Raw genomic sequence first — 21,018 nt, 5'->3', positions numbered from 1 at the left:
CGGTCTCCGTTAGCAAACATAGACATCCATATCGGCGGTAAACCCCTGTTCGGCGAATCGCTCCGAACGATGCACGCAGGACTGGCAGAGCGTGATCACGGTTACTTTGTCCTGCCGGCGGTTGATGGCGCGCTTGATGTCGGCAAACAGGCGCGCCATTCGTTCTTTATCGAGCCGGCACTCGAAGACGCTGAACTGCACGCGGCTACCATATTGCTCCATCATCTTGGCCACGCGGCGCAATCGCCGCCGGTCGCGCACGTCGTAAGCGACGACGATGAGTGTCGCCCGCTGCGCTTGGCTTGACCTTCGATCCATCAAGATGCCCTCCAGTCGCGACGCGAGGGCGCGGGGATGGAAGATCACTTTAGCAAGCATATCTGTCGCTGCGTCGCCCCCTCCCCGTGTCCCCGCGTCTCCGTGTCTCCGTGTCGCCTCCTCGCTGCGGCGGCGCGACGCACCGCCGGCTAGCGCCAGCCGTCGAAGGGGTGGTAATCGCTGCCGTGCAGAATGGCCTTCTGCAAAACCAGCGCTTGTCCGTAGAGCGCGCGCCGCAAGCTGGTTCGCTCGTTGGTTTGCTTGTGCGCGAATTCGCTGGTTGCCATACGCTCGTACTCGCGCAGGAAGCGTTTGCGCGCCTCGTCGTTCAAGTAAAAGCCTTTGCCATCTTCTTTGTGAAAGTCATCAGCTTTGATGATGTCGAGATTCACCAGATTGAGCGCCAGACGGTCGGCGATAAGCGGGCGAAACTCCTCCATCAGATCAAGCGCCAGCGAACAGCGCCCGTAGTGAATCGCGTGAAAGAAGCCGATGTAACAGTCAAAGCCGGTGGCGGCACAGGCGCTGATGGCTTCGTTATAAAGCAGGCTGTAAGCGAAACTGAGCAGCGAATTCACCGGGTCGGCAGGCGGTCGCCGCGTGCGTTTTTGAAAGTTGAAGTTGCGGCGCAGACAGCGGGCGAAGCCTGGAAAGTAGATGGCGGCGGCCGTGCCTTCGATGCCGCGCAGGGTTTCAAGCCCGCGCCCGCGCCTGGCCCTCTGGCTTGACACGGTGAGCTGATCAATTTCGTTTTGCAGGCGGCTCTCGGCATGATTCCGGTTGTGGCGGGTGAGGACTTCGGCGCAGTTGCCGATCTTTCCTGCGACCATCGCCCGCGCCACATTGAGCGCGAATGACAGGTCGCGCGAGCGTTCGTACTGGGCGATTCGGAGCGGCACGTTCTTCGATTCAATCGGCGCCAGCCGGCCTTTCAAGCGCCCATGCGTGCTCAGGAACGCCGTATCAATGCCGCGTTCGAGCAAGTAAGCCATCGCCTGCGTCGAAAGCTGCGCATTGCCGAAGACGACGACGCGCTCGACTTTGAAATCGTGAATCTCCATCAGCGCGTTGCCGTCGCGCTCGACGACCAGGCGATTCTGCTCCTTGCGCAGCGTCGCGTGTTGTTCAGTGATGTAAAGCGTGGCCATGCCGTCTCCTCAAGGGTTCGGAATACAGTCCGCCGCAACTGCGAAATAGCTTGGCAGCGAGATGCCTTATCGTTTTGTTTGCTCTCCAGCTTTCGCTGGCTCGCTTTGCTCTCGTTGCTGTTGCACGAACGCCGCCACCTGCCCCGCGCCATCGGTTGCCGAACGCACCGCAACCGCGCCTTGACGGGTGAAGAACTCGCGCCAGAAGACTTGCAAAGCGGCGCGCCGGGTTTGCGGCAGGCCCTTCAAGTCAACGCTGCGAAGGAATCCCAGAAAGACTGTGCTCTGTTGCCAAACCTGCGGTTGATTGCGCGCCACCGAATCGGCGAACTTTGCCGCCGTCTCGTCATTGGCGAGCCGCGCGTCGCGTCTGAAGTTGTACTGCGCGTCGTCTTGCAGAAAGTCGCTCAACAGCACCAGCGCGCGGCAGGCGGCAGGCTTGGTATTTGCCATCTCTTCGCCGGCCAGGCGCACGGCTCCCAGAACGTCGCTGCGGTTATAAGGGTTGTTCGCCACTTCGTCGCGGAGATGCTGCAAGCGGTCGGCAACTTCTTCGGCGAAACGGCGGAGGTCTTCGTCATAAGCCTCGCGGCGGTCGTTGAGCTGTAAGCGGATGACGCGCCCTTGTGCATCGGTCAGGGCATCGCCGGTGATGGGAATGATGGCGACGGTATCGCCGCGCCGCAGTTTTTTGAGCGCGGCTTGGATGGCATCGAACGCCTCACGTTGCGATTCCGCTTCGATGCGGCGCGTCAGATCGATGACGCAGACCAGACAAAGCGGCTCGCAGCGCTCTCGATGGCACGCGCCAAAGGTCAAAGCAAAGACGATCATCACGCAAATGCTCAGCTTATGGTTCAAGTTGCTAAACATCCTCAATACCTCCTCGCTGACGGATGATTGCCGTTGCCGTATGCCGCGCCCACTTGGGCTTCGCGCGGCGCGGCGGCATTGGCTTGCTCGATAGATTGAGCAACGCCGGGCGTTATCGCTTCTTCGGCCCATCGCTCATCTTCCCGCCAGATGACGGCGCGGTGCTGGTAGACCTGTTCCGGCGCTGGGCGCTCCCACGCTTGCAGAACGCAGTAGGCATAGCCGCCGCCGAGCGCCGCCGTCGCCAGCATCGCCAGAAAGCCTTTGGCGATTGGCGAAGGTAACGGCACGGGGTCGAGCCATAGCCAGATGGCCAGAATGCCCGCCGCGACGGCGCTGATCTTGATGGCCACTTGCCAGAGCGGTTGCCGGCGCGCGCCGATGCGCTGGCCGAGTTGGTATTCGCGCAGGTAAACGCTCGCCCATTCCCGCCGCTGGTGTTCGAGGGCAGCGATGCGGCAGTCTCGTTGTTCGGCGAACGCTGCAAGCGCTTTGCGCTTTTGGTTGAGGCGCTCGCCGTCTCGACGAAAGGCGCGTCGTGCGTTGCGCCAGGCGCGCGCCAACCGCAGACCGGCCAAGCCCCAGTTGAGTGCCGCCGCGGCATACACCGGCAGCGCTACCGTAAGCAAGGTCACTGTCCAGTTGGTAAGCCCGCGGTGCTCACCGAAAAATCTCCCCAACGCGGTGTGTTGCAGCGAAGCGGCGAAAATCATTTCGCCAGCGCGAAAGCTGCCGAGGGCAAAGACCAGCGCCAGCGTGAAGCAGACCAGCAGGGTCTTGATGACGATCTGTTTGATCTGCTGCGCCCGGCTTGCTGCGCCTGGGTGTTCTGGCGACTGCTGATCGGCGGCCAGGCCGAGCATATGCATCGCCAGCTTGCAGAAACCGCCGGCACAGAAGACGAGCACCCCGGCGGCCAGCCGTTGATCGTCGAGATCGGCAATGCCAAAGCCATCCATCACTGACGCAAGCAAGATCGCCTCGCCGTAGCTGGCCGCCACCGCAGACAGAATGGCGAGCAACGGTTGCACAACCTGCGGCGGCAAGCCATCGGTACGGGCTTCGAGCTTGCGCCAGTGGCCGGCAGTATCTGCCTGACGTTGCGTGAGCGATTCGATTTCGGCTTCGAGCCGATGACAGCGGCTTGCAGCGTCGCCGCGAACGCGAGCCTGTTGCTCGGCGCAGCGAGCATCGATGCCCGTAAGCCCGGCATCCGTGCCGACGCCTTGCGTGCCGTCATAGAACGCTTGTTCTTCGATGAATCGCCCTTTGCTTTTGCCAGACATCAACTCGCGCCTCCGATTCAAGATCCGTTTTCAAGTCGTCGTTGCCCCGCGCCAATTCACGCCGCGCGTTTCACCTGCTGGTCATCATCGCTGTCGATCAGCGAATAGAGACCGTACTCGTACTCTTTGCCGTGCTTGACAATCGCTTCAATGGTCAAGCCGCGATAGACCGCGAAGAGGGCGCGGTCGCGCTGATGGTCAGCCGTGAAGTTCGCTTCGTCGAGCGCTTCGGCGTTGGCTTGAATCCAGGCGATGGCCAGCGGGTAATTCTGATAGTCTTCGAGAAGGATGAGGTGCGGCGGTTGTGGTTTCTTGCAGGCATTGCGGTTGCCGCGTGGCGCGCCGCCATGATTGCCTCTGGCATTTTGGTTGCCGTACGGCGCGCCGCCTTTGCCTTTAGAATTCCGGTTTCCGGGTTGTCCGCCGCGTTTGCGTTTGGTGGGAAGTCCAGAGGTCACGGGTCTCTCCTATGCCAAGCGAAATTCGATTCACGTTCTCCGATTCGTTGACGATCAAATGAACCGGCTTGCGGGCGTTGCCACGCTTGAGCCGAACCTGATCCATCGAACCAGTGTGGAATTGCTGCGCGGGTGCAGCGCGCCGCCTTCGTGATGAGCGTGAAAGCGGGGCGCCGCCAGCGCGCGGCAATCGTGAATCATCTTTGTGTTCCGGCAGCGTCGGCTCGCAGGGGCGAAGCTTGACTGCCGAAGCCGAGGGCTTCCGCGAAGGAAGCCCGCTTGACATAGGTTGCAAAGAACGGGGCGCTAGACGCCTCGCCTCAGCAAACCTGACAGCCGCGATTGCCAGCCGGCAAGAAAATGCCGGCCTGAGCGATTGCGTCGGTCAGGTGAAAGAGCCTTCATCAGAGAAAACAACTCAACTCGAATCCGTCGGTTCGTGCTGACTTGCATGATAGAAAACAACTCAACTCGAATCGCCGTCTGCTTGAGATTGCTTTTTGAGAGACCAAGCCTTGTTGGCAGGTAAACATACGCGGCAACGCACGGGAAAGTTGCAAAGCGGCGCGGGGAGCGCGCCATGCTTAATGGTCGCTTTTAAACTTGGCGGACACCGATGATCGGCAGCATGTCACCGGCAAATTCACAAGCCGGTCTTGCGCAACTCGTCTTGCAGGGCGCGGAGGTTCTTGTGCGATTCACGCAAGACTTGGATGTATTCCGCCCAGGCCGCCGCGGTATGGAGCTTGATGAAGAGCGGTCTGACTTTTTTCAAGGTGCTGGCGGCCAGGTTGTATGAACCGCGCGTACGACCGGCGATCTCCTGCTCGGCTCTTTCGAGATAGAGCCTGACAGCTTCGTGCGGCACATCCTTCTCGGCAGCCTCGGCCACTTTCATCCGCAGATGCGTTGCGCCCCAGCCCGTCGCCCGCGGCAATAGTTCCAACGCCCGCGCCACGTCGCCTTCGTGCAGGGCGATTTCAACCAGCGCGTCAAATCGCCCGGCGTGCTCCAAAGCTGCTAACCCCTTCGCGCGAACCTCCGGCCAGTTCTTCGTCTTGCGACAGATAGCTTGCAGGGCTTTGAACTGTTCGACCGACGGGCTGTTGACCAGTAGTGTCTTCTGCGCGGCAACCGCTTCTTCGGGCGTGCCGTGACGGCGATAGTAATCAGCGAGCCACTGATCGCGTCGCCAGCTTGCTGTCTTTTCATGCGCCAGGACGAAATTGAGCGCCGCCGGTTTAGCTTTTGCCTCCAGCAGCCAATCGGCGAACTGCGTCAGCAGGCCGGGCTTGTCTTCGACGATGTCGTTCATCAGCCGTACAGCCTCTTCGATGCGGCCTTCTTTGATGAGCAACTTTGCCTGTTGCTCCGGCGTGCCGATCTCACGAACCAAGCGGTCGCCTTCACTTTTGCGGCCATGCTGATCCAGGCCCTCGGTGAGGAATCTGACAAACTGTTCACGGCCCCAGTCGCGGCTGCCGGCGGCAAGCCGGCGGACACGCGCTTCGATCCACTGCCATTCTTCGTCGCGGGCTTGCTTGATGACGATGTCGGGGGCGCTGAAAGCAAAATCGATCCCGCCAATCCCGACGTCTTTGGCAAAGGCGTCAAGCAGCGTTTCCAGCCAGGCCCGGCGCGTACGGCTATCGGCGTTACTTTTTTCCAGGGATTTGCCAACCGCTTCGGTGAACTGCTCAACGACGACGGCGATGTGGCCGTTTTCGTCCACCTGTTGGATGATGTGGTCATAGCCGGAGACGATCTCGTCAAGCAGCGCGTGATAGACATGACCGGCGTTGAGCCAGTCGCCGGCGTTGACGAATGGCTCGCTGACCTGGCCGAGGGCGCGCAGCTCTTTGGCGATCTTGCGTGAGCTGAAATGGTCCCAGTCCGTATGTTGGAGGGCACGCCGCGCCTGTTTGCGGATGGCGTTGGTGTCCAGGCTCAGGCCGGCTTTAGCTTCTTGAGTCATCTCCGCAAGTTCGACAAGCGACCGCAGCTTCGGGTCATGCGTCAACATCGCGATAATGATGCCGATCAGTTCGTCTTTGCTGCGATGCTTGAGCCTCTCTTCGACCGGAGCGATGGTGCGGAAGGCTTGCGGTTGATGCACATAGGTGAGCAGCAGTGCGACCGTGTGTTTGCAGATGCCGCTATACTCATAGGGACAGGTGCAGGAGGTCTCCTTGATGCCGCGGGCCGCGAGCGTCACGCTGATTTCGTAGGGTTCAACCTCAGAGCCAGCGCATTCGCCGCGCAGTTCCATCCCCTGGCGTACGGTTTCCGAAACGGCGCCGCCCAGATAGTAATCCTTGCCACGCTCGAAGCTTTTATCGTTAGCCAGCGTCCGCACCATCGCTTCCGTAAGGCGAGGCAACTTCTCTTTGGCCATAAATGCGAACCTATATCGCGGCAGCTCAGCGGCGCCGCGAGCCGTATTTCAAAGTCACTAGGAATCGTGCCTCTCGGCCACGGCCATTGCCGGCCAAACCGGCAATGGCCCGGGGCTTTTCTTAGAGAGGATGATACAGGCCGTTTTCGCGAATCGTCTTGAGGCAATCGTCCAGCGTCAGTTCGTACAGGGTCGTCCACCACTTCCCTGTATGGCGCATGTAAGCCAGGTTGAAGCGATTCTTGCCGACATACTCGATTCGCGTAAAGCATGACTCGAACGTCGGCGACAGCGCGTTGGGGCCGGGGCAGGCAAAGGTTGCGCAGAAGTAGAAGAACCGCCGGTGCCACTTCGTATAAAGGTTGGTGATGTAGTTGAAGCGGTAGTGCTTCGGCGGCTTCTTGATGTGCTTCGGCCTCCACTCATCAACCAGTTCCTGAGCGCGTTCTGTAAGCTCTTGCTTCACGTCTTCAGGAACGCTGGCTCCTTTAGGCCTATGCGGCGAGTACACCCACATATAGCGAGGCTGCTTTTGTTTGGCCACGGTTCGGTCTGCCTCCCTTGCAGAATGGTAAATTACCTGACGGCGAGCCGCGCGTAAACGGCGAAGACTTGATGCAGCGCGCGGCGGCTCCGAGTTCGGCGATGCTCTCAGGCTCCGTCGCGAGCGTTGCAAGGGCGGCAGCGTCGTTGCTGCCGTGCAAGGAGCCGCGAGTCGCGCGAGGGGCATCGCTGACGTCCAGTAGGACTTCGCTCAAGGATTGATCCTCTATAAGCGCCAGGGCAACGTCATGCTTGAGTAATGATGGCGCGCAGGTCGATGCGGATCGGCCAGTAAGCATTGGTCTTGCGGTCGAAGTGCAGTGTGGTGGCCGGCTTGCCGGTAATTTGAAAAACCGTCTCGGCGATCTTTTGCAGTAGCCCGCCGTAACCCGAAGGCACGAGATAGATTTCCGCAAAGCCGCCTTCACCCTTGATGAGTTGCGCTACATGCTTGCAGGCATCGGCAACGGTTTGTTGGAGAGCTTCGAGCGTTTGGTCGGCGATGTTTCCGGTGGTCGCGGCAAAGACCCGTCCGGGCAATTGCTCTTTGGGTATCGGATGCAAGCCGTCGTTGCAGATGATCGTGAGAGTGTTCGTTGGCTGCGCCGGCAATTCAGCAAGCAGCCGAGCGATGGCGTCTTCCTCCATCCCGGCCCGCCGCGCCGCTTCGATGATGCGCTCGCGTGTGAACATTAATCATTCCTCGAACCCCGAGCATTTCCCGACAAACGTCACTTTTGCTTCAGGGGATTTGTCTGTTCAGAGCGGTTCTAGGGCGTCTTTGACGAGTTCTTCATTCATTGCTATAAGGGCTGAGGTAAAGTTTGCCTTCGTAATCAACCAGACCCAGGGCAACGCGGTCGAGCCAGCCGAACCGCCCCAGAACATTGCGGGTGAAACTTTCCTCGGCGGCAAAGAAAACCATCGAATCGAACGTTATATCCGCAATTTGCAACCTCACGTCGTGGCCATAGGCGAGGAAAGTCCCGGTTGCGGTTCCGAATCTTTGCGGAACGCCCTTTTCATTATTGAGTCCGAGTTGCTCGCTGAACTTGCGCTCGAAGATGCAATGGTCTGCGCCCGTATCGATCTTCGCGTCGAAACTCACGCGCCGGTCTTTCAGTTCGAGGACGACAGCCACGGTGATGCCCAGCGCGCCGACGTCGTAAGTCAACAGTTTTTCGAAGTCCAGACGATGCGCCATCGGTTACCAGCCTGCGGATAAGGTTTCATGCTCGGAAGTCAGGCGAACGAGGAAAGGATTCTTGAAGCCTTTTTCTTTTGCCTGCTGGCGAGCTTCGCGGATGGTCTGCCCGACGCCTACCAATTGGTCGCCTTCCAGAGCGACATATTTCCCGGCATATTCCTCGCGATGGGCTTTAATCCACTCGGTTCGCCGCTGGCGAATGTCATCATCGATGGCACTGGCTTCAGGTGTCTGGTCGCCGGCTTGTTGCAATTGTTCGGATAGAAAAGCCGCGAGTTGCGCTTTCTCCGCCAGCGGCAAAGCCGCAATCTGTTGTTTGAGTTGATTTAACTGTTCCGTTGACATGATCAGACCTCCCGCGGAAGTGAACAGGCCGTTGGCCGTCCCGTTTTTTGATCCGGTTGAGCGTTGTTGTATTAATTGAAAGCTTCATGCATCACCCCTGCTCCCCAACCGCAATGACATATAATCACACGCTACCTTACTTTTGCAGAACCAGAAAAGATAGACAAGCGCGAGCGGTGGAGCGGATACGACACCCATTTGCAGCACGACTCAATTTCTTATGGAATCAGCGTTTCGCACAGGTCTCTCTTACACAATTTGCTGATACAGTTCTTGGATTCGTTGATGCCACTCTTTACTCTTGTGCGGCTCTTTATTCCAGAGCTTGTTTAATTTCAACCACTTCTGCAATTCCCGCGCGCAATCAATCTGTGCTTGTAAATCAGAAAGAGCAATGATTCGCCCAACTATGCCTTCGATTAAGCTGACCTGCCCAGCACCTTTAAGGCTTTTAATTGCGCGGCGGATGGAGTCAACCTGGGATGCGATAGCCGCATTCACGCTTCCGGTCTGCGGTGAGCGGTTCCCTTGCGCAGTTTGTTGGTACTCTCTTGCAGGTATCGCTGCGTTTTGCATTTCGTTGATTGTAGGTTCAGCCAAATTTTCCAGTTCAGAAAAATATATTCTAGGATCTGGCAAAACTTTGCGCTGCCTGAAGTCCCCGATTCCGAGCGTATCTGTTGCAACTGTCTCTCCCCATCCGTCTGCATGGAATTCGAGCATTTTGAGTAGCATCCCTATGCGCTTCAGCCCTGACAGGTGCGCGCAAGGCTTATCGGGCTTCAACTCCCCAAGAAGGTGCGTCTCAAATTCTTGCGTAAGCTGTTCGAGAGTTGTGCGGATGGATAAGTCTTTAAGGCTGTCTTCGCCTTCCTGCCAATCATTACCCTGAAACAACGAACTATAGCGGGTTTCACGGTTGGTCAAATGCAATGTGGCTTTAAGCTTTATGGCCCCCATTCCGAGCGACTTGCCCATTCCCAGACTGTGACAATACTCCTTAGTCGCGTCGCCTAACGGATGTAGCGTCCAACAAAGCGCGCCTAATTCTCTGTCCGAAAGATTTTCAAAATGGATGCGAAAGGAAAAGCTCACGCCTGCCTTTACAGGCTTGAATTTCGTATGCTGTTTGCTGTTCTTTTTCACCACCCAGTTCCCATTTTCATCTCGCTCAAAGTGATTCTTCGTATTCGGGTCAGCCGTTGGGTCATCATCTGGATGATTTGCCTTAATGTCATCAGCCGTTTTATAACCTTGATGCCAGTAAAGTTTATTACCGCGAATTACTGTATTGTGTGGCGGAGGACTGTCATAGTGATCTAGTTCCTTTTTTATATCAGGTCTTTGTTGAGTCAGATAGTGCTGGAACGATGTTGGCTTGGGGGAACTAAGAATTTTGGGTATTATCGGCGTGTCCCAAAGCCATAGTCCGTTCAATGCATTAACTAACATTGCATCGGTCACAAAAACACGACCGGCGTAGGCCCGTCCTTTCTTGCCCTGCTCAGGAACAGACAGGTCGCGGCTTTTCATATCATTCAACTCTTTATGAGAGCGTACAAATCCAAACAAAGCTTCTGCATAATCAATCTGTTCAGGCATTCGGAACTTTTTAGGCACTAAATCTAGCGGGCAATTCTTATAAGGAAGGCGAAACATTTGCGCTCGACCAAAGAAGGCTAGTTCCCCCCTTTCACGCAAAAAGAAAACAGGGTCACCTTGCCCGGCTGGATTCTTTCCCATCATCCCATCACGATCTCTATAGTTATTTGTAGGTTTATTTTTTGGGAAGGCATTCTGTTGCCATTGCGTCAATTGGTCATCATCATGGAAGCGTTCAATCATTGTCTCAGGCACAGAGATTTGTTCAGCGTCATCCGTCGGTAGCAAAAATATAAACTCTTTCTCTTTGCCTTGCATATTGCCTGTGATAACCAACCGCCCTTCTTGGAGGTTGGCTTGCTTAGAGAATTGTAGGTTTTCGACAAAAATTCCATTTGATGAAAGTTTGATCCAAACCGTGCGGTATTGAGCATTGTTTCCGTTCCAAAGCGGTCTTTGATTCGGTCCTTTTCCTTCATACAAATCGCCTTTCAACTCACCACGCCTAACTCGCGCCAATTGACATTTCCTGATGAAATAGCTGTTACCCTCTTTTTTCAGAAACCCTGCTTCAACATTGTTATTCATCCGGCTGGTGTAATGCTTGCCAACTGCCGTGTCATCCATAGTCCGAAAGAACAGTTGCTTATCAGTAACCCACTGAACCTTGCCGTAGCTGACAATCTCCAGCAGGTTTCGCAACATTCCGCGTAGGCTGCTGCCCGGTATTACAGGTTCTTCTTGATTGACAGTATAGAAGAAATGCGGCGTGTTCTTGATACGGTTTTCAATTCGCGTTTGGTCATTTACAAGATTCCCATTGCGGTCTTTGCCTTCTTCATCAAGCTCAAACTCACGCCGTGTCAACGCGCAACGCACGTACATTGGCGATTTGGTCTCTAGCTCCACAACGAAATAGCCGGTGTTCGCATAGCCTGCGTTTGCATAGGTATCGTGGTCAGGAAGCTTCTCAGCGTCATCTATTGCCGTGACCACTTTTTCGGGGAGCGGAACGAAGTTGTACGGCGCAGTGGCTTTGCGGTCAGTTCTCGTTGGGTTTTTATGCTTAGGTAAACTCATCTTTTCTCCTCCTGAATCAGGCTTCTATATTCACAAGACGGCTGGCGGCTACGCGAGCAAAATTCTCTTTCGTCAAGTAATGCCGCACAATTAAACGTGGATTGATTGCTCTGTTCAAAGCAAGCTGTAGGGGGACCGCGTGCCGCAAGCCCTGCGCGCCGTCTCGGAGCAAGGTAAATCCGTTGGGCAATTGTTCATCTGGCGTTCCCCACAAGAGTTGCGGCTCGTCGAACGCTTCATCCCAGTCGCTCGTCTCACCGCCTTGCAGATTATGAATTAAGCGGCTGCGATAACGGATTTCTTCAACACGCCACAACAGCAGTTCGCCTTGTGCTGAAAACAGCCTCACCGATTGCAATGTCTTCAATCGCAGGGGCGGCGATATACTTGGGACCGCATCGTTTGAAGTTTCAAGTTGGCCACCGTTCATTCTGCCCCATATAACCCCATCGTCAGCATGAGCCAACATATATATCAAGCTGTATGCAGTTGCTTGAATCTGTAACCAATCTTTTAAGTCTGTGATGTTGTCCGCCGGGATTAGTTTCACAACGGCAGGCAGTGATTTAATTTCGCGTGTCATTCGTTGGCCCCCTCAAATGTGTTTTGAATGTGGCAATATAGTCCTCCAATCTTTCGCGCGCTTCGTCAGGTATGCTCAAGGCATTCGCACTCGCCTCCAGTAACCACTGAAAACTGCCATCCTGAGTGTCGGGAGTTTTATAAATCAACTCGGCCTTCTTGCCCTTTAAGCGTCCGCGCCCGACGCTCGATTCGCCGCCCAGCGGAAGGTCGCCAGTCCACAGGTCTTTGAGCAAAAGCAAGAGCAATCCTATTTCCTCGTTCTTGGGATTTGCCAACTGCACATCAACAATAACTTCACCCCCAAAAACAGGCTGCTCGTTGAACAGAGCCGTATCGCGCGCGCCTGCCGTGAAACGGTCTATGCTGACACGATTCTGAACAAGATCTGTTTTGCTGTCTTTCACAATCTCTTCGCGCACAGTGACTCGACTAGCTGTGGGGTTGGCTATGTTGGCAATTGCGCGATTGCCTCGCTTATTCATTTCAGCGCCAAACAACCTATCAATCAGTGTTTGCATATTGCCCAATCGGTCGAGTGATTTGGCTATCTTTGTGGCCCGCGCTCTGAGTGCGCCGCCAAGGCTTGTGCCTGAAAGAATCGGTCGTGTAGAGCCATCGGATTGACAGGCGGACAAATAAACCATATCAGGCTCTTTGTCATCTCTGCCGCTGCCGGAGCGGATTAACAATGAGCCGTCCAGTGCGAAAGTTGCTTTGATTTGAAAAACTCTGCGAGCATCATCAATTAAATCGCCTGTGCCAAGAGCCGCGTTGATGTCGTTTGTCGGAGCTACTGAAAGCGGTTTACTGCCATTTTCAATCCAATCAATCAGCCCATTTATTGTCTTTAGGCTATAGCTCTTCACCCGCCATGCGTCAACGCGCACTCTGCCGTAGCCGCGTCTCTTGCGCGCGCCGAGCGTAATACTTCCATCATCGAATCCTTTCAGCGCAGAAGCCAGAGATGTCTTTATTTGTGGAGCATTATCAGTTGCTCGAATCGCTAACTCGAATCGCAACGGAAACTTTGTCCCAGCTTGCCAAAGTTGCATATCAAAAAGGGCATCATTTTCAGCCGTGCGGCTGGAGGGATTGAGCTTAACGCCATTACGCATATCTATTTTCGGATTGATCCCGCGTGCGTCATCTACTATCAAAGGGCTTTGTTCGCCTTCGTCATCGCTTTTTAAACTCCCCAATAAGAGCACACTTTTAGAAGTCCTGTGAGCCGAGGCTCGAAATCCGTGCTCTCGTTCTCGTAAATAGCTTCGTAGCGCGCCTGTTATCGAAGCGCCTGTTAGCAGAGGGGTTTTGCCGTCGAAGGTATCAACCAGAAGCGGCATATCCGTTATGTCATCACCATCACCATTTCCAAAATGCGCTGGCGTCTCTAAGATCAATTCGCCTTCGACAACGATGCGTTCAACGATTTTGCGTGAAGCATTGCCTGACCACATTGCTGAAGACATAATCATTCGCCCTCTCTTCTCCTATTTTTGATAGCACGGGCAAGAACTGTGTCAATGAAGCGCAGGACGTACTCATTGCGAATCGCACTGGTAAGAACAGGATCGATGCCGCCAACGCTTCGCAAATCTTTAGCTCTCTGTCTGCCTGTTGTGGCCATACCAAGCAGGCTGAAAAACTGTTGCTCGCTTGTCGCTTGCGATTGGGTATTAAGCCAATCAAACAATCGCTCACCACTTATGCGCGCCCTCTCGTATTGTTTTCTTGCCGTGCTGCGTTGATTGCTAAGAAAAGTTCTAACTCTATTCGGGTTCGGCGTTGCGCTCATCAATTCGTCGTGGATGATGTTTCGCAAGCGTGACAATTGCGAAGGATTAGGTGCATTGCTGAGGATCTTATTCTTCGCTTGCGTCACGAGCTTTTCGTCCAATCGCTGGCGGAGTAACTGTTCTGCCATTCGTCTTGCTAGCGCCTCACCCTTTGAGCCTGCTGTAAGGGGTATGGATGAGGTTGAAATTCGCTGTCTCGATTCATCAACATTCAATTCAGCCTGATTCTGCCAATTGACAGCAACACGCCCGAACCCTTCCGCGCGTCTTTCTCCAATCCCTTTTTCTATGAGTTCTCGAAGTTTGCTCAACTTGACGGAAGCCGATTCGTAAGCAAAGACGCTACCCATGGAAGTTGCAAAAACTTGAGGCAGAGGCAGCCCCCATTTGCGATTGAACCCTCCCACTACTCGCTGGCTCATAAAGGCGAGTGGGGCACCGAGCGAAGATTGCAACGTATCGTTCAACGCAGCCGTCACAGTTTCGGCATCCACGACAAACTGCCCGCTTTCTGAGTCCCGGAGCAAAGCATCGCTCAAAAGTGTGATGATCAACTGCCCGGCAAAAATTTCTCCATCGTCCGATGATTGCAACTGGCCAACATTAAACTCGCTCCAATTATTGTCGATCTGCGGATCATGAAATCGGACTCTGCCGTAGCCGCCGCTGCGTGATTTGCCCAAGGTGGCTTCGCCTTCAATCAAGTCTTTCAACGCCTGCGCATCTCCATCGTTACACAGAATTGCTGCCGCGAACGATTGACCTTCAGCCAATGCGTCATAGCGAAAAACTGCGCCCGGCGTGTCATCTGGTCTAAAGTTTGGATTTTTTCGCATTGCGCGTCCGAATCTTCTTGTCCTCGCCGTATGGAGGGCGACCCAACGTGAAGGCTGAAAGAAGCGAACCTTGGGACCATCTTCATCAAGAATGATGCTGCAAAAAGGCTTTTTCTCCCCTTTCCATTGCTTCTTTTCATCTTCGGGAGCGGTATTTTCATCTGGGTCGCCAAGCGCGAAGTCATAACGGGGCGCATCTTCCTCTTTGCCTTTTTCGTACTGCCACGATCTTGGGACAGGCAGAGTCCTGATGTTATGATCATCAAGAATGTAGCCGTTCAAATAGCACGTCATATCGTTGAAAAAAAAGCGGCGCGCTTCAGCATTTGCGGCGAGGTCTATCGCGCCACGTTGCTGTAAATAGTTCTTGATGATCGCGCCGCGTAAAACACCTCCTGGCAAGTGGTCAAAGGCGACTGCGCTGTTCGGATCACCCTCCAACTCTGTCACTAAGGTTGGCTCAAGCAGCGTAATTTTGTAGGTGATGGCTTTCATTGCGCTACTCCTTGATGGTTGGCTGTTATGACTGACTTGAAGCGATTGAAATGCTTAGCGGAAACGTCATTGCCTTGTGCATCGCACAGGCTGGATTCAAGTCGTCCGCGCCCTCGATTGCGCCCCGTTCCTGCGCGCCGCAACGACATCACGCAAGCCGCAAGCAACGCCTTTGCCTCATCATCTGGGTTCCGGTCGAAATCCAATCGCGCAATGAAAACGGTCTCACGCAAAATCACTCGCAACGAGCGCAAGCTGTTCTTTTCAGGAGCGCCGGTTTTGTCATCGACGGTAGTTTGACGACGAATCGCGGTCAGCGATTGCAAAACTTCATCAGGTGTTAAACGGGGCGGGATTGCTTTTATATCCGCCCTCACTGCTTGGCGCAATTCTTCGGGCAGCAAAGCCGCGCCGACACGCATCAGTGCGTCATCCGAAAGAGTGCTGCCAGCTTTGCCGAAGAGAAACTGGGCTGCCGACTCAAAACGAGATAATGCGGCAGAACCTTGTAGCGCATAAAGGATATTGGCGCACTCTTCAACCAGCAGACCTTTAAGCGTTCGCCCGCGCAGATAAGGCAACCCGTATTCGTCGTGTTCGACTTCCGAATCTATCAATCCTGCTACGCCATCGCCGCGACCAAAAGTCGCATCACTGGTGAGCTTCAGGTGTATCTCCATTCTCATCAGCCTCGCCTCCTTCCAAAAGCATGAACCAATCCATCGCCTCAATCGCATCGAAGTAGCCGCAGATGCCGCCGCCTGTGTTAGACCATCCTCGCCAACCCTTGTCTCTGAAATCATTCAATTCATCGCTGCCCAAATCAGGCAAATTTGCCAGCGAGAACATCGTGCGAAAATGCTGGACCGCTTCATCGCCTTCCCTGAGTGCATCACGCAATGCCTTGACCTTATTTCGCTTGGTTGACCATTCCTCTCCTTGAAAAGATTTGATCGCCTCTCTAACGACATTCCAGGATCGAAAATTCTCATTTGTGGGATTCGCTTCGAGTGTTACGGGGCGAAGGAAAAGCCTATTGCCCTGTACCATGTATTCACGCTCCCGTATCTCTTTGATGTCTCCTGCAAGTCCACTCAACGCGAAGTGCCAATCGATGCATGCGCCATCCCAATCGTCCGCAATTTCGCGCCGATATTGTTTAGCAGAACGGCATAAATTTTCTGCAAGCGAATAGGCACGGGCAAATGGATAATGCGATTTGACCATTGCTACACCTGCGCAAGCCGTGAGCCGTCCGCAATCGGTATTCTGCCCAGTCTCCTGTGCAAATTTTTTGACGTACTCAAGTGCCAACGTCAAACCGATTCGTCCGTCGCAAATGAATGTCAGGTCATCACCGCCGAAAACTATCGGACGCACAGGCAAAGTGTATTTGTAATTACCCAATCTAAGTTTTATAGGCGCGGGACCCGAATCGCATTCCGCAACACTAGGATTTGAATGGGTGATTTCGCCTTGAGTGTTGATACTTAATTTCAAAGTCGTCAAGGCACCAATCAATGCTTTCTTCGCGGACTTTTCAACGGCTACGGAAAACTTGCGCAGCGCCGTGATGTAGTTTCTATTTTGCTGCGAATAACTGCCGTTTGCATCCGCTTGGCGATAATTACTTCCGATTTGTTGAATGCGTTTGCCCATCCCGTCGCCGTCAGCGTGAACAACGGCGATGTAGCTGTAGTCGCCGCTTGTGCGCCCCAACTCATCAAGTTCACGAGGAAACTCGTAAGAATTTGTCAGCACATCTGCGAACATCTCTTCTAAACGCTTGTTGGCCTTGTCCGTAGCTCTCAGCTTGGCGAGGATTTCCGCAGACGCAGGATAGAACGATGTCGGGTCTGTGGGAATCGGTTGGGCAATTCCGGCAACCGGAAGCCCCGTTGATTGACACATCATGCTCACACCCAAACCCAGCAACGGAGCCGATGCGGACCGCGAGCGTTTCTGCCTTGCCAATTCTTTGAACCCTTCATCAATCTTTGTGACAAGCGATCCGTTTTCCCAATCAAGTGGCAAGCATTCAATGACCAGTTGCAGATTCGGCGCATCTGTCAAAGCTTTGCGTGACAATTTCTTGATAAAGTTAGTTGCTCCTGTTTCATCACGAAACAGGACAACCGTATTTCCGCCACCTGCGTATAGAATTTCAGCGTCCAGTCCGTTGCGTTCAATCCATTTGTCATTATCCAATGTGCCTGTCTGAATATTGTTAATATTGTTCGCTGTTGCCACACTATTTACGGTTTGCAAAGCCCATTCGCCCGTAGCTTGTGCGACAAGGTGCGATGCCCCTACGTTCTCGCGTAGGCGGTTGCTGCCGAAAACATAGGGCTGAATCTGCGTTGTATCAACAATAACGAGGTATATTTTATTCATCGCTATTCTCCACTTTGGGATAGAACCCACTGTTCAATATGAAAATTGAGGTTGGCAAGGTCAGGGCGGCCAAATACACGAATGCGCCCTTCCTGATCAACGTCACGCTTCATCTCAGCCTCGATCCTTTCCGGATAATTGGCAGCACAGACCAGCGCTACACGAGCTTCGCTGCCACCAAGTTGTCTGGCACGAATGTAGGCTTCAAAGAGCTTCTTCTTCAAAATCTGCTTTCCGCCTTTGCTATCAGTGTCTGTACTACAAGAAAAGGCAAAGAGTTGATAGCCGCGCATCGCAATCACATCAACTTCAAACTGCACATCTTTGGTTTCGACATTGAGAGCGCATTCGTGCAAATGAAGTTTGTTCTTCAAAGGGTTGAGCACGTCGAGTATATGATGCTCAAGCCACTTGCCGTCTAACCATTCGCAAACATTCTCAGCTTTGGTGAACCCGCAAACACGCATAACATCTCCGATAAGTATGCTTTGATTAGGTTGATTCAATTCATCAAGCAAAGAAGCAGTGAATGCAGAAGGAGCACTAGAGAAATCCAATCTAACTGTGCGCAAAGTGTTTTCGTTTTTGTTCCAAGCATAAGGGTTGATGCGGCATTTTGGGTTCAAGTGATTGTGCTTCCAATCCTTATATTGATCTGCCAGAGCAATATCGGCATAAACATCAGCCAATGTTTTAGCTGACTGAGGCAACACAGGGGTTGTGACAGGAGGATGTGACAACAGCCACCCGTGCAATTTCATCAGTTCCCTCAATTCCATGATAACGTGGCGTCCGACATACTCTATTTGAACATCGTGACTCTCTCCATCTCCGGGATCAATGACAAGGCTGAGTGTTCGAGCGTCAAGATAACTGAAAATTGGAGAAAGATTTTTTGCCTTTGCCCATTTTTCCAATGCGCGATATGCATGAACTGCCATCGCTTTGGTCCCACCAGTATAGTTAAGCCCGACCGATGATGCGTTTCGTTTATCTAGCCTCTCAAAGACCCCCTGGGTAATCGAAACCGGATTAGACTCTTCAATCTTTTTCAATTCGATATTCATTCCTCGCTTCGAAAACCAGCCTTGCAACTTCTGAGCAGCTTGGACAGTTTCTGTAGAGTGAAGAAGCGTAATTTTCCCTGTCGGCGCAACTAACAAATTACCTGCTATTGCGTTCGGCAAGGGATTCTCACCAACCAAGAGTAGAAGGTGTTCCACTTTACTGGTTTCCAGCTTTTCGCTAGGCATGATTAAATTCCTTTCTTCTCTTCCTCAAATGCGATCATCTTCTCGCGAACAAATCGACCATGCCGCGTGAGGTGCGCGGCGAGATGATGATGCGTTGCGCTTGCACTGCCGCCGCATCTAGCTCGGTTGCCAATGTTATGCCGCGGCGGAGATATTCGATCTCGCGGTCTTCCTGCAAGGTCGCCAGGACCATGCCGCCGCTCATTGCTGCGGTGCCGCCGGTGAAGTCGGCAATCAGGTCTGACGCCTTCAGTTCCGGCGCGGTCTCGCGCAACTGGCGATAAATGTGGCTCACCGCTTCTGCCGCCTGGCCGATGTCGTTTTCATCCATAAGCTCCACCGCAAAGCAGGCGACATCACGACCCGATTCGCGTTTGACGATGGCCTTGATTAAACTTTCAGCGGCGTAGCTCCGGCTGGAACCGCTTTCTCCATCCGTGCAAATGATCCAGCAATATCGCAACACCGGCGCGTGGTAGCGCACCGCAAAGGCAAGCTGTCCCCAGTTGCTCTTGAAAATCTCTGCAAGGTCGAGATCGCCTTTCAACGCAGCTTGCCGGATTTGCTCGGCAGATTCATAGCGGCTTTGCACGCCGGGGCCACGATTGCTGTAAGCGCTCAATTGCACGATCAAGCCTTTGTGGAGATCGGGAACGATTGACTGGTAGATATGCGGTTTGGCATTGCGCCAGGCATTGTATGCCAGTCCCGCAATGGTTAGAAGAAACACTAACCCAGGCAACAGCAGCTTCATTCCGGGTTCTGAAAAATGATGCGCCGGCGCGTTGCCCCGCAGCCAGTTCATCATGTACTGGCTCAACTCTTGTCCCAAAGGCAACAGGGAATCTACGAACCAACTGAAGACCGCCAGGCTCCATCCGAAAAGCAGCACCGACTTGATGCCGCCGCCTTTCTCAAAGGCGAACATTCGGCTCAAGGCTTCAGCGAGCGTCGTTCGCATGGAAGGCGTTGTCAACCCGCGCTCGGTTGTCTTCATTGTCTCTTCAGTTTTTTGCAAAGATGGCTTCATCCTGTTGCTTTCTCTCTGCCTGCTAATGCCGCGCCTGCCGCTGCCTCTCACTTCACGCAGGGACGCTTATGAAGAATTCAACTCAACTCGAATCGCTTCACCCGACCATCTCATACTTGCCTAATCCGAAACTCGTGCCGGTGCCGACGTGCAGGATTTCTCCCGCAACCAGCAGCGGCAGGAATTCGGCTATCGCTTCGCCTCTGTATTCGATATCGCCGATGAAGCCGCCCAGCTTCATCTTCGTCTCCTGGCGGTTCGAGTAACGCTGCCAATCGTGCCAGCTCAACGATGCTTGATGGATGCGAACGCTGGCGGCGCGGGCGATCAGCCCTTTGTAATCCAAATCGAGCCGCGACTCACCATGCACGGCAATCAACATCGACACGCGCCGCAAGAGGTTTCTGATCAATAGCTCGAAACTCAAACTGGTTTGCAAATCGCCTTCGACGCGAATGCGGGTCGGCGTTGTAAACCGCAGCTTCACCCTGTCGCCCGGCCTGCTCCCATCGCGTTCAAGTTCTTGCAAACGCGCTTCGAGCAGGTCGCTCAAGTTGCTTACCGCATCAATGGGGACGAGGCTGCGCCGGTCGCTCGCTGTGTAAATCGTCTCAAGCTCGCCAAACTCATCAAGCACGGCGACGCTGCCGAGCGCAAACCCGGCGCGCTCATAACCCAGGCCGCGCCGCGCCATCTCGCTCACCGCGTAGATCACATAAGATAGATAATCGGTCGCTCGCCCCATCAACGTCAGGCGGAAGCGCAACTCATCGCCCGCCGCAAACTTCAAGCGCTCGTTGGGTGGCGAACTCGACATTCGCATCTCTCCCGGCATGACTGGCGACGCTTTGCGCAAGACCGGTACGCCGCCCGGCAGCCCTCGCTTCAAGCTTGCCGTCGAATGGCTCGACACGGCTTGACTGCTCGGTTGCGGGAGATGTTCTTTTTTGGCAGAGGACCTGTCGCCAGCCGATTTCAACAAACCCGGCGGCGCCAGGATGAACGGGTGCGGCGCTTGCTGCTGGCCGCGCAACTGCGGCACATCAGCCGGCGCCGGCGTCTCGAAGAGATAAGGATAGATGCAGCGGTCGGCGACTAAACAATGACTGCAATCGCGGTGGCTCATCAGGCAGACCGCGTCCTTCAGCGCGTGTCCGAACGCGCCGCGCAAGGTCGATCCGAGAAAGGCCGGCAAAGAGGTTGATTGCCTGGCCCGGAGACTTAACTCATAACCTGAAACTACGCAGCGACCAAAAAGTGCTCCAAAAAAGGGAGTTGGTTCGGGATGGGCTGACGAAATAACTCGCGCTTGAAGGCGTAGACCGTCTGCCCTTGGGTGATCGCTGCTTGTTGTGTCAAACATAGCGCCATCAA

The 21,018-nt window shown here is 54.2% G+C and carries 19 protein-coding genes; all 19 read right to left on the bottom strand.

Annotated features, from left to right (window positions below):
- Positions 1–9 precede the first annotated feature (9 nt).
- Complete coding sequence (gene cas2, locus VJ464_23875) at positions 10–318, bottom strand: CRISPR-associated endonuclease Cas2 (protein HKQ08185.1); 309 nt, start codon at positions 316–318, stop codon at positions 10–12.
- 149 nt (positions 319–467) lie between these two features.
- Positions 468–1,466, bottom strand: a complete 999-nt coding sequence (gene cas1 / locus VJ464_23870) for a CRISPR-associated endonuclease Cas1 (protein HKQ08184.1) — start codon at positions 1,464–1,466, stop codon at positions 468–470.
- 66 nt (positions 1,467–1,532) lie between these two features.
- Positions 1,533–2,339 carry a hypothetical protein gene (locus VJ464_23865; protein HKQ08183.1) on the bottom strand — a complete coding sequence of 269 codons (807 nt, stop codon included), beginning with the start codon at positions 2,337–2,339 and terminating at the stop codon, positions 1,533–1,535.
- 2 nt (positions 2,340–2,341) lie between these two features.
- Entirely contained in the window at positions 2,342–3,625 is a 1,284-nt protein-coding gene (locus VJ464_23860; GenBank protein HKQ08182.1) for a hypothetical protein, read from the bottom strand.
- A gap of 56 nt (positions 3,626–3,681) precedes the next feature.
- Positions 3,682–4,083 carry a hypothetical protein gene (locus tag VJ464_23855; GenBank protein HKQ08181.1) on the bottom strand — a complete coding sequence of 134 codons (402 nt, stop codon included), beginning with the start codon at positions 4,081–4,083 and terminating at the stop codon, positions 3,682–3,684.
- A 643-nt stretch (positions 4,084–4,726) separates the two neighbouring features.
- On the bottom strand, positions 4,727–6,478 hold the full coding sequence (locus VJ464_23850; protein HKQ08180.1) for an SWIM zinc finger family protein: 1,752 nt from the start codon (positions 6,476–6,478) through the stop codon (positions 4,727–4,729).
- A gap of 121 nt (positions 6,479–6,599) precedes the next feature.
- Complete coding sequence (locus VJ464_23845; GenBank protein ID HKQ08179.1) at positions 6,600–6,944, bottom strand: hypothetical protein; 345 nt, start codon at positions 6,942–6,944, stop codon at positions 6,600–6,602.
- A gap of 323 nt (positions 6,945–7,267) precedes the next feature.
- A complete protein-coding gene (locus VJ464_23840) occupies positions 7,268–7,714 on the bottom strand; it encodes a hypothetical protein (protein ID HKQ08178.1) in 447 nt (148 codons plus the stop codon).
- Positions 7,715–7,814: 100 nt separating this feature from the next.
- Positions 7,815–8,225 carry an aspartyl protease family protein gene (locus VJ464_23835; protein HKQ08177.1) on the bottom strand — a complete coding sequence of 137 codons (411 nt, stop codon included), beginning with the start codon at positions 8,223–8,225 and terminating at the stop codon, positions 7,815–7,817.
- A gap of 3 nt (positions 8,226–8,228) precedes the next feature.
- The gene (locus VJ464_23830) at positions 8,229–8,573 is read right to left on the bottom strand and encodes a DUF5678 domain-containing protein (protein ID HKQ08176.1); all 345 of its coding nucleotides are present in this window, start codon (positions 8,571–8,573) and stop codon (positions 8,229–8,231) included.
- A 249-nt stretch (positions 8,574–8,822) separates the two neighbouring features.
- Positions 8,823–11,255 (bottom strand): TIGR03986 family CRISPR-associated RAMP protein, encoded by a 2,433-nt coding sequence (locus VJ464_23825; GenBank protein HKQ08175.1) that lies wholly within the window; start codon positions 11,253–11,255, stop codon positions 8,823–8,825.
- A gap of 16 nt (positions 11,256–11,271) precedes the next feature.
- Positions 11,272–11,838, bottom strand: coding sequence for a CRISPR-associated protein Csx19 (csx19, locus tag VJ464_23820; GenBank protein ID HKQ08174.1), 567 nt, complete (start codon positions 11,836–11,838; stop codon positions 11,272–11,274).
- The gene (locus tag VJ464_23815) at positions 11,822–13,315 is read right to left on the bottom strand and encodes an RAMP superfamily CRISPR-associated protein (protein HKQ08173.1); all 1,494 of its coding nucleotides are present in this window, start codon (positions 13,313–13,315) and stop codon (positions 11,822–11,824) included. The genes csx19 and VJ464_23815 overlap by 17 nt, the downstream gene beginning before the upstream one ends.
- Positions 13,312–14,967, bottom strand: a complete 1,656-nt coding sequence (locus VJ464_23810) for a hypothetical protein (protein HKQ08172.1) — start codon at positions 14,965–14,967, stop codon at positions 13,312–13,314. The genes VJ464_23815 and VJ464_23810 overlap by 4 nt, the downstream gene beginning before the upstream one ends.
- Complete coding sequence (locus VJ464_23805; protein ID HKQ08171.1) at positions 14,964–15,653, bottom strand: RAMP superfamily CRISPR-associated protein; 690 nt, start codon at positions 15,651–15,653, stop codon at positions 14,964–14,966. Before VJ464_23805 ends, VJ464_23810 begins: the two co-directional genes overlap by 4 nt.
- A complete protein-coding gene (locus VJ464_23800; GenBank protein HKQ08170.1) occupies positions 15,619–17,361 on the bottom strand; it encodes a hypothetical protein in 1,743 nt (580 codons plus the stop codon). Before VJ464_23800 ends, VJ464_23805 begins: the two co-directional genes overlap by 35 nt.
- A 2-nt stretch (positions 17,362–17,363) precedes the next feature.
- Positions 17,364–18,614 carry a DUF1887 family CARF protein gene (locus VJ464_23795; protein ID HKQ08169.1) on the bottom strand — a complete coding sequence of 417 codons (1,251 nt, stop codon included), beginning with the start codon at positions 18,612–18,614 and terminating at the stop codon, positions 17,364–17,366.
- A 34-nt stretch (positions 18,615–18,648) separates the two neighbouring features.
- The gene (locus tag VJ464_23790; protein HKQ08168.1) at positions 18,649–19,611 is read right to left on the bottom strand and encodes a hypothetical protein; all 963 of its coding nucleotides are present in this window, start codon (positions 19,609–19,611) and stop codon (positions 18,649–18,651) included.
- 130 nt (positions 19,612–19,741) lie between these two features.
- On the bottom strand, positions 19,742–20,839 hold the full coding sequence (cas6, locus tag VJ464_23785) for a CRISPR system precrRNA processing endoribonuclease RAMP protein Cas6 (protein ID HKQ08167.1): 1,098 nt from the start codon (positions 20,837–20,839) through the stop codon (positions 19,742–19,744).
- Between the last annotated feature and the right edge of the window lie 179 nt (positions 20,840–21,018).

This window comes from Blastocatellia bacterium (genome assembly GCA_035275065.1).
Taxonomy (GTDB): Bacteria; Acidobacteriota; Blastocatellia; order UBA7656; family UBA7656; genus DATENM01.
The sequence above is the reverse complement of the archived record's forward strand: the minus strand, read 5'-3'. Positions and strand labels throughout refer to the sequence as shown.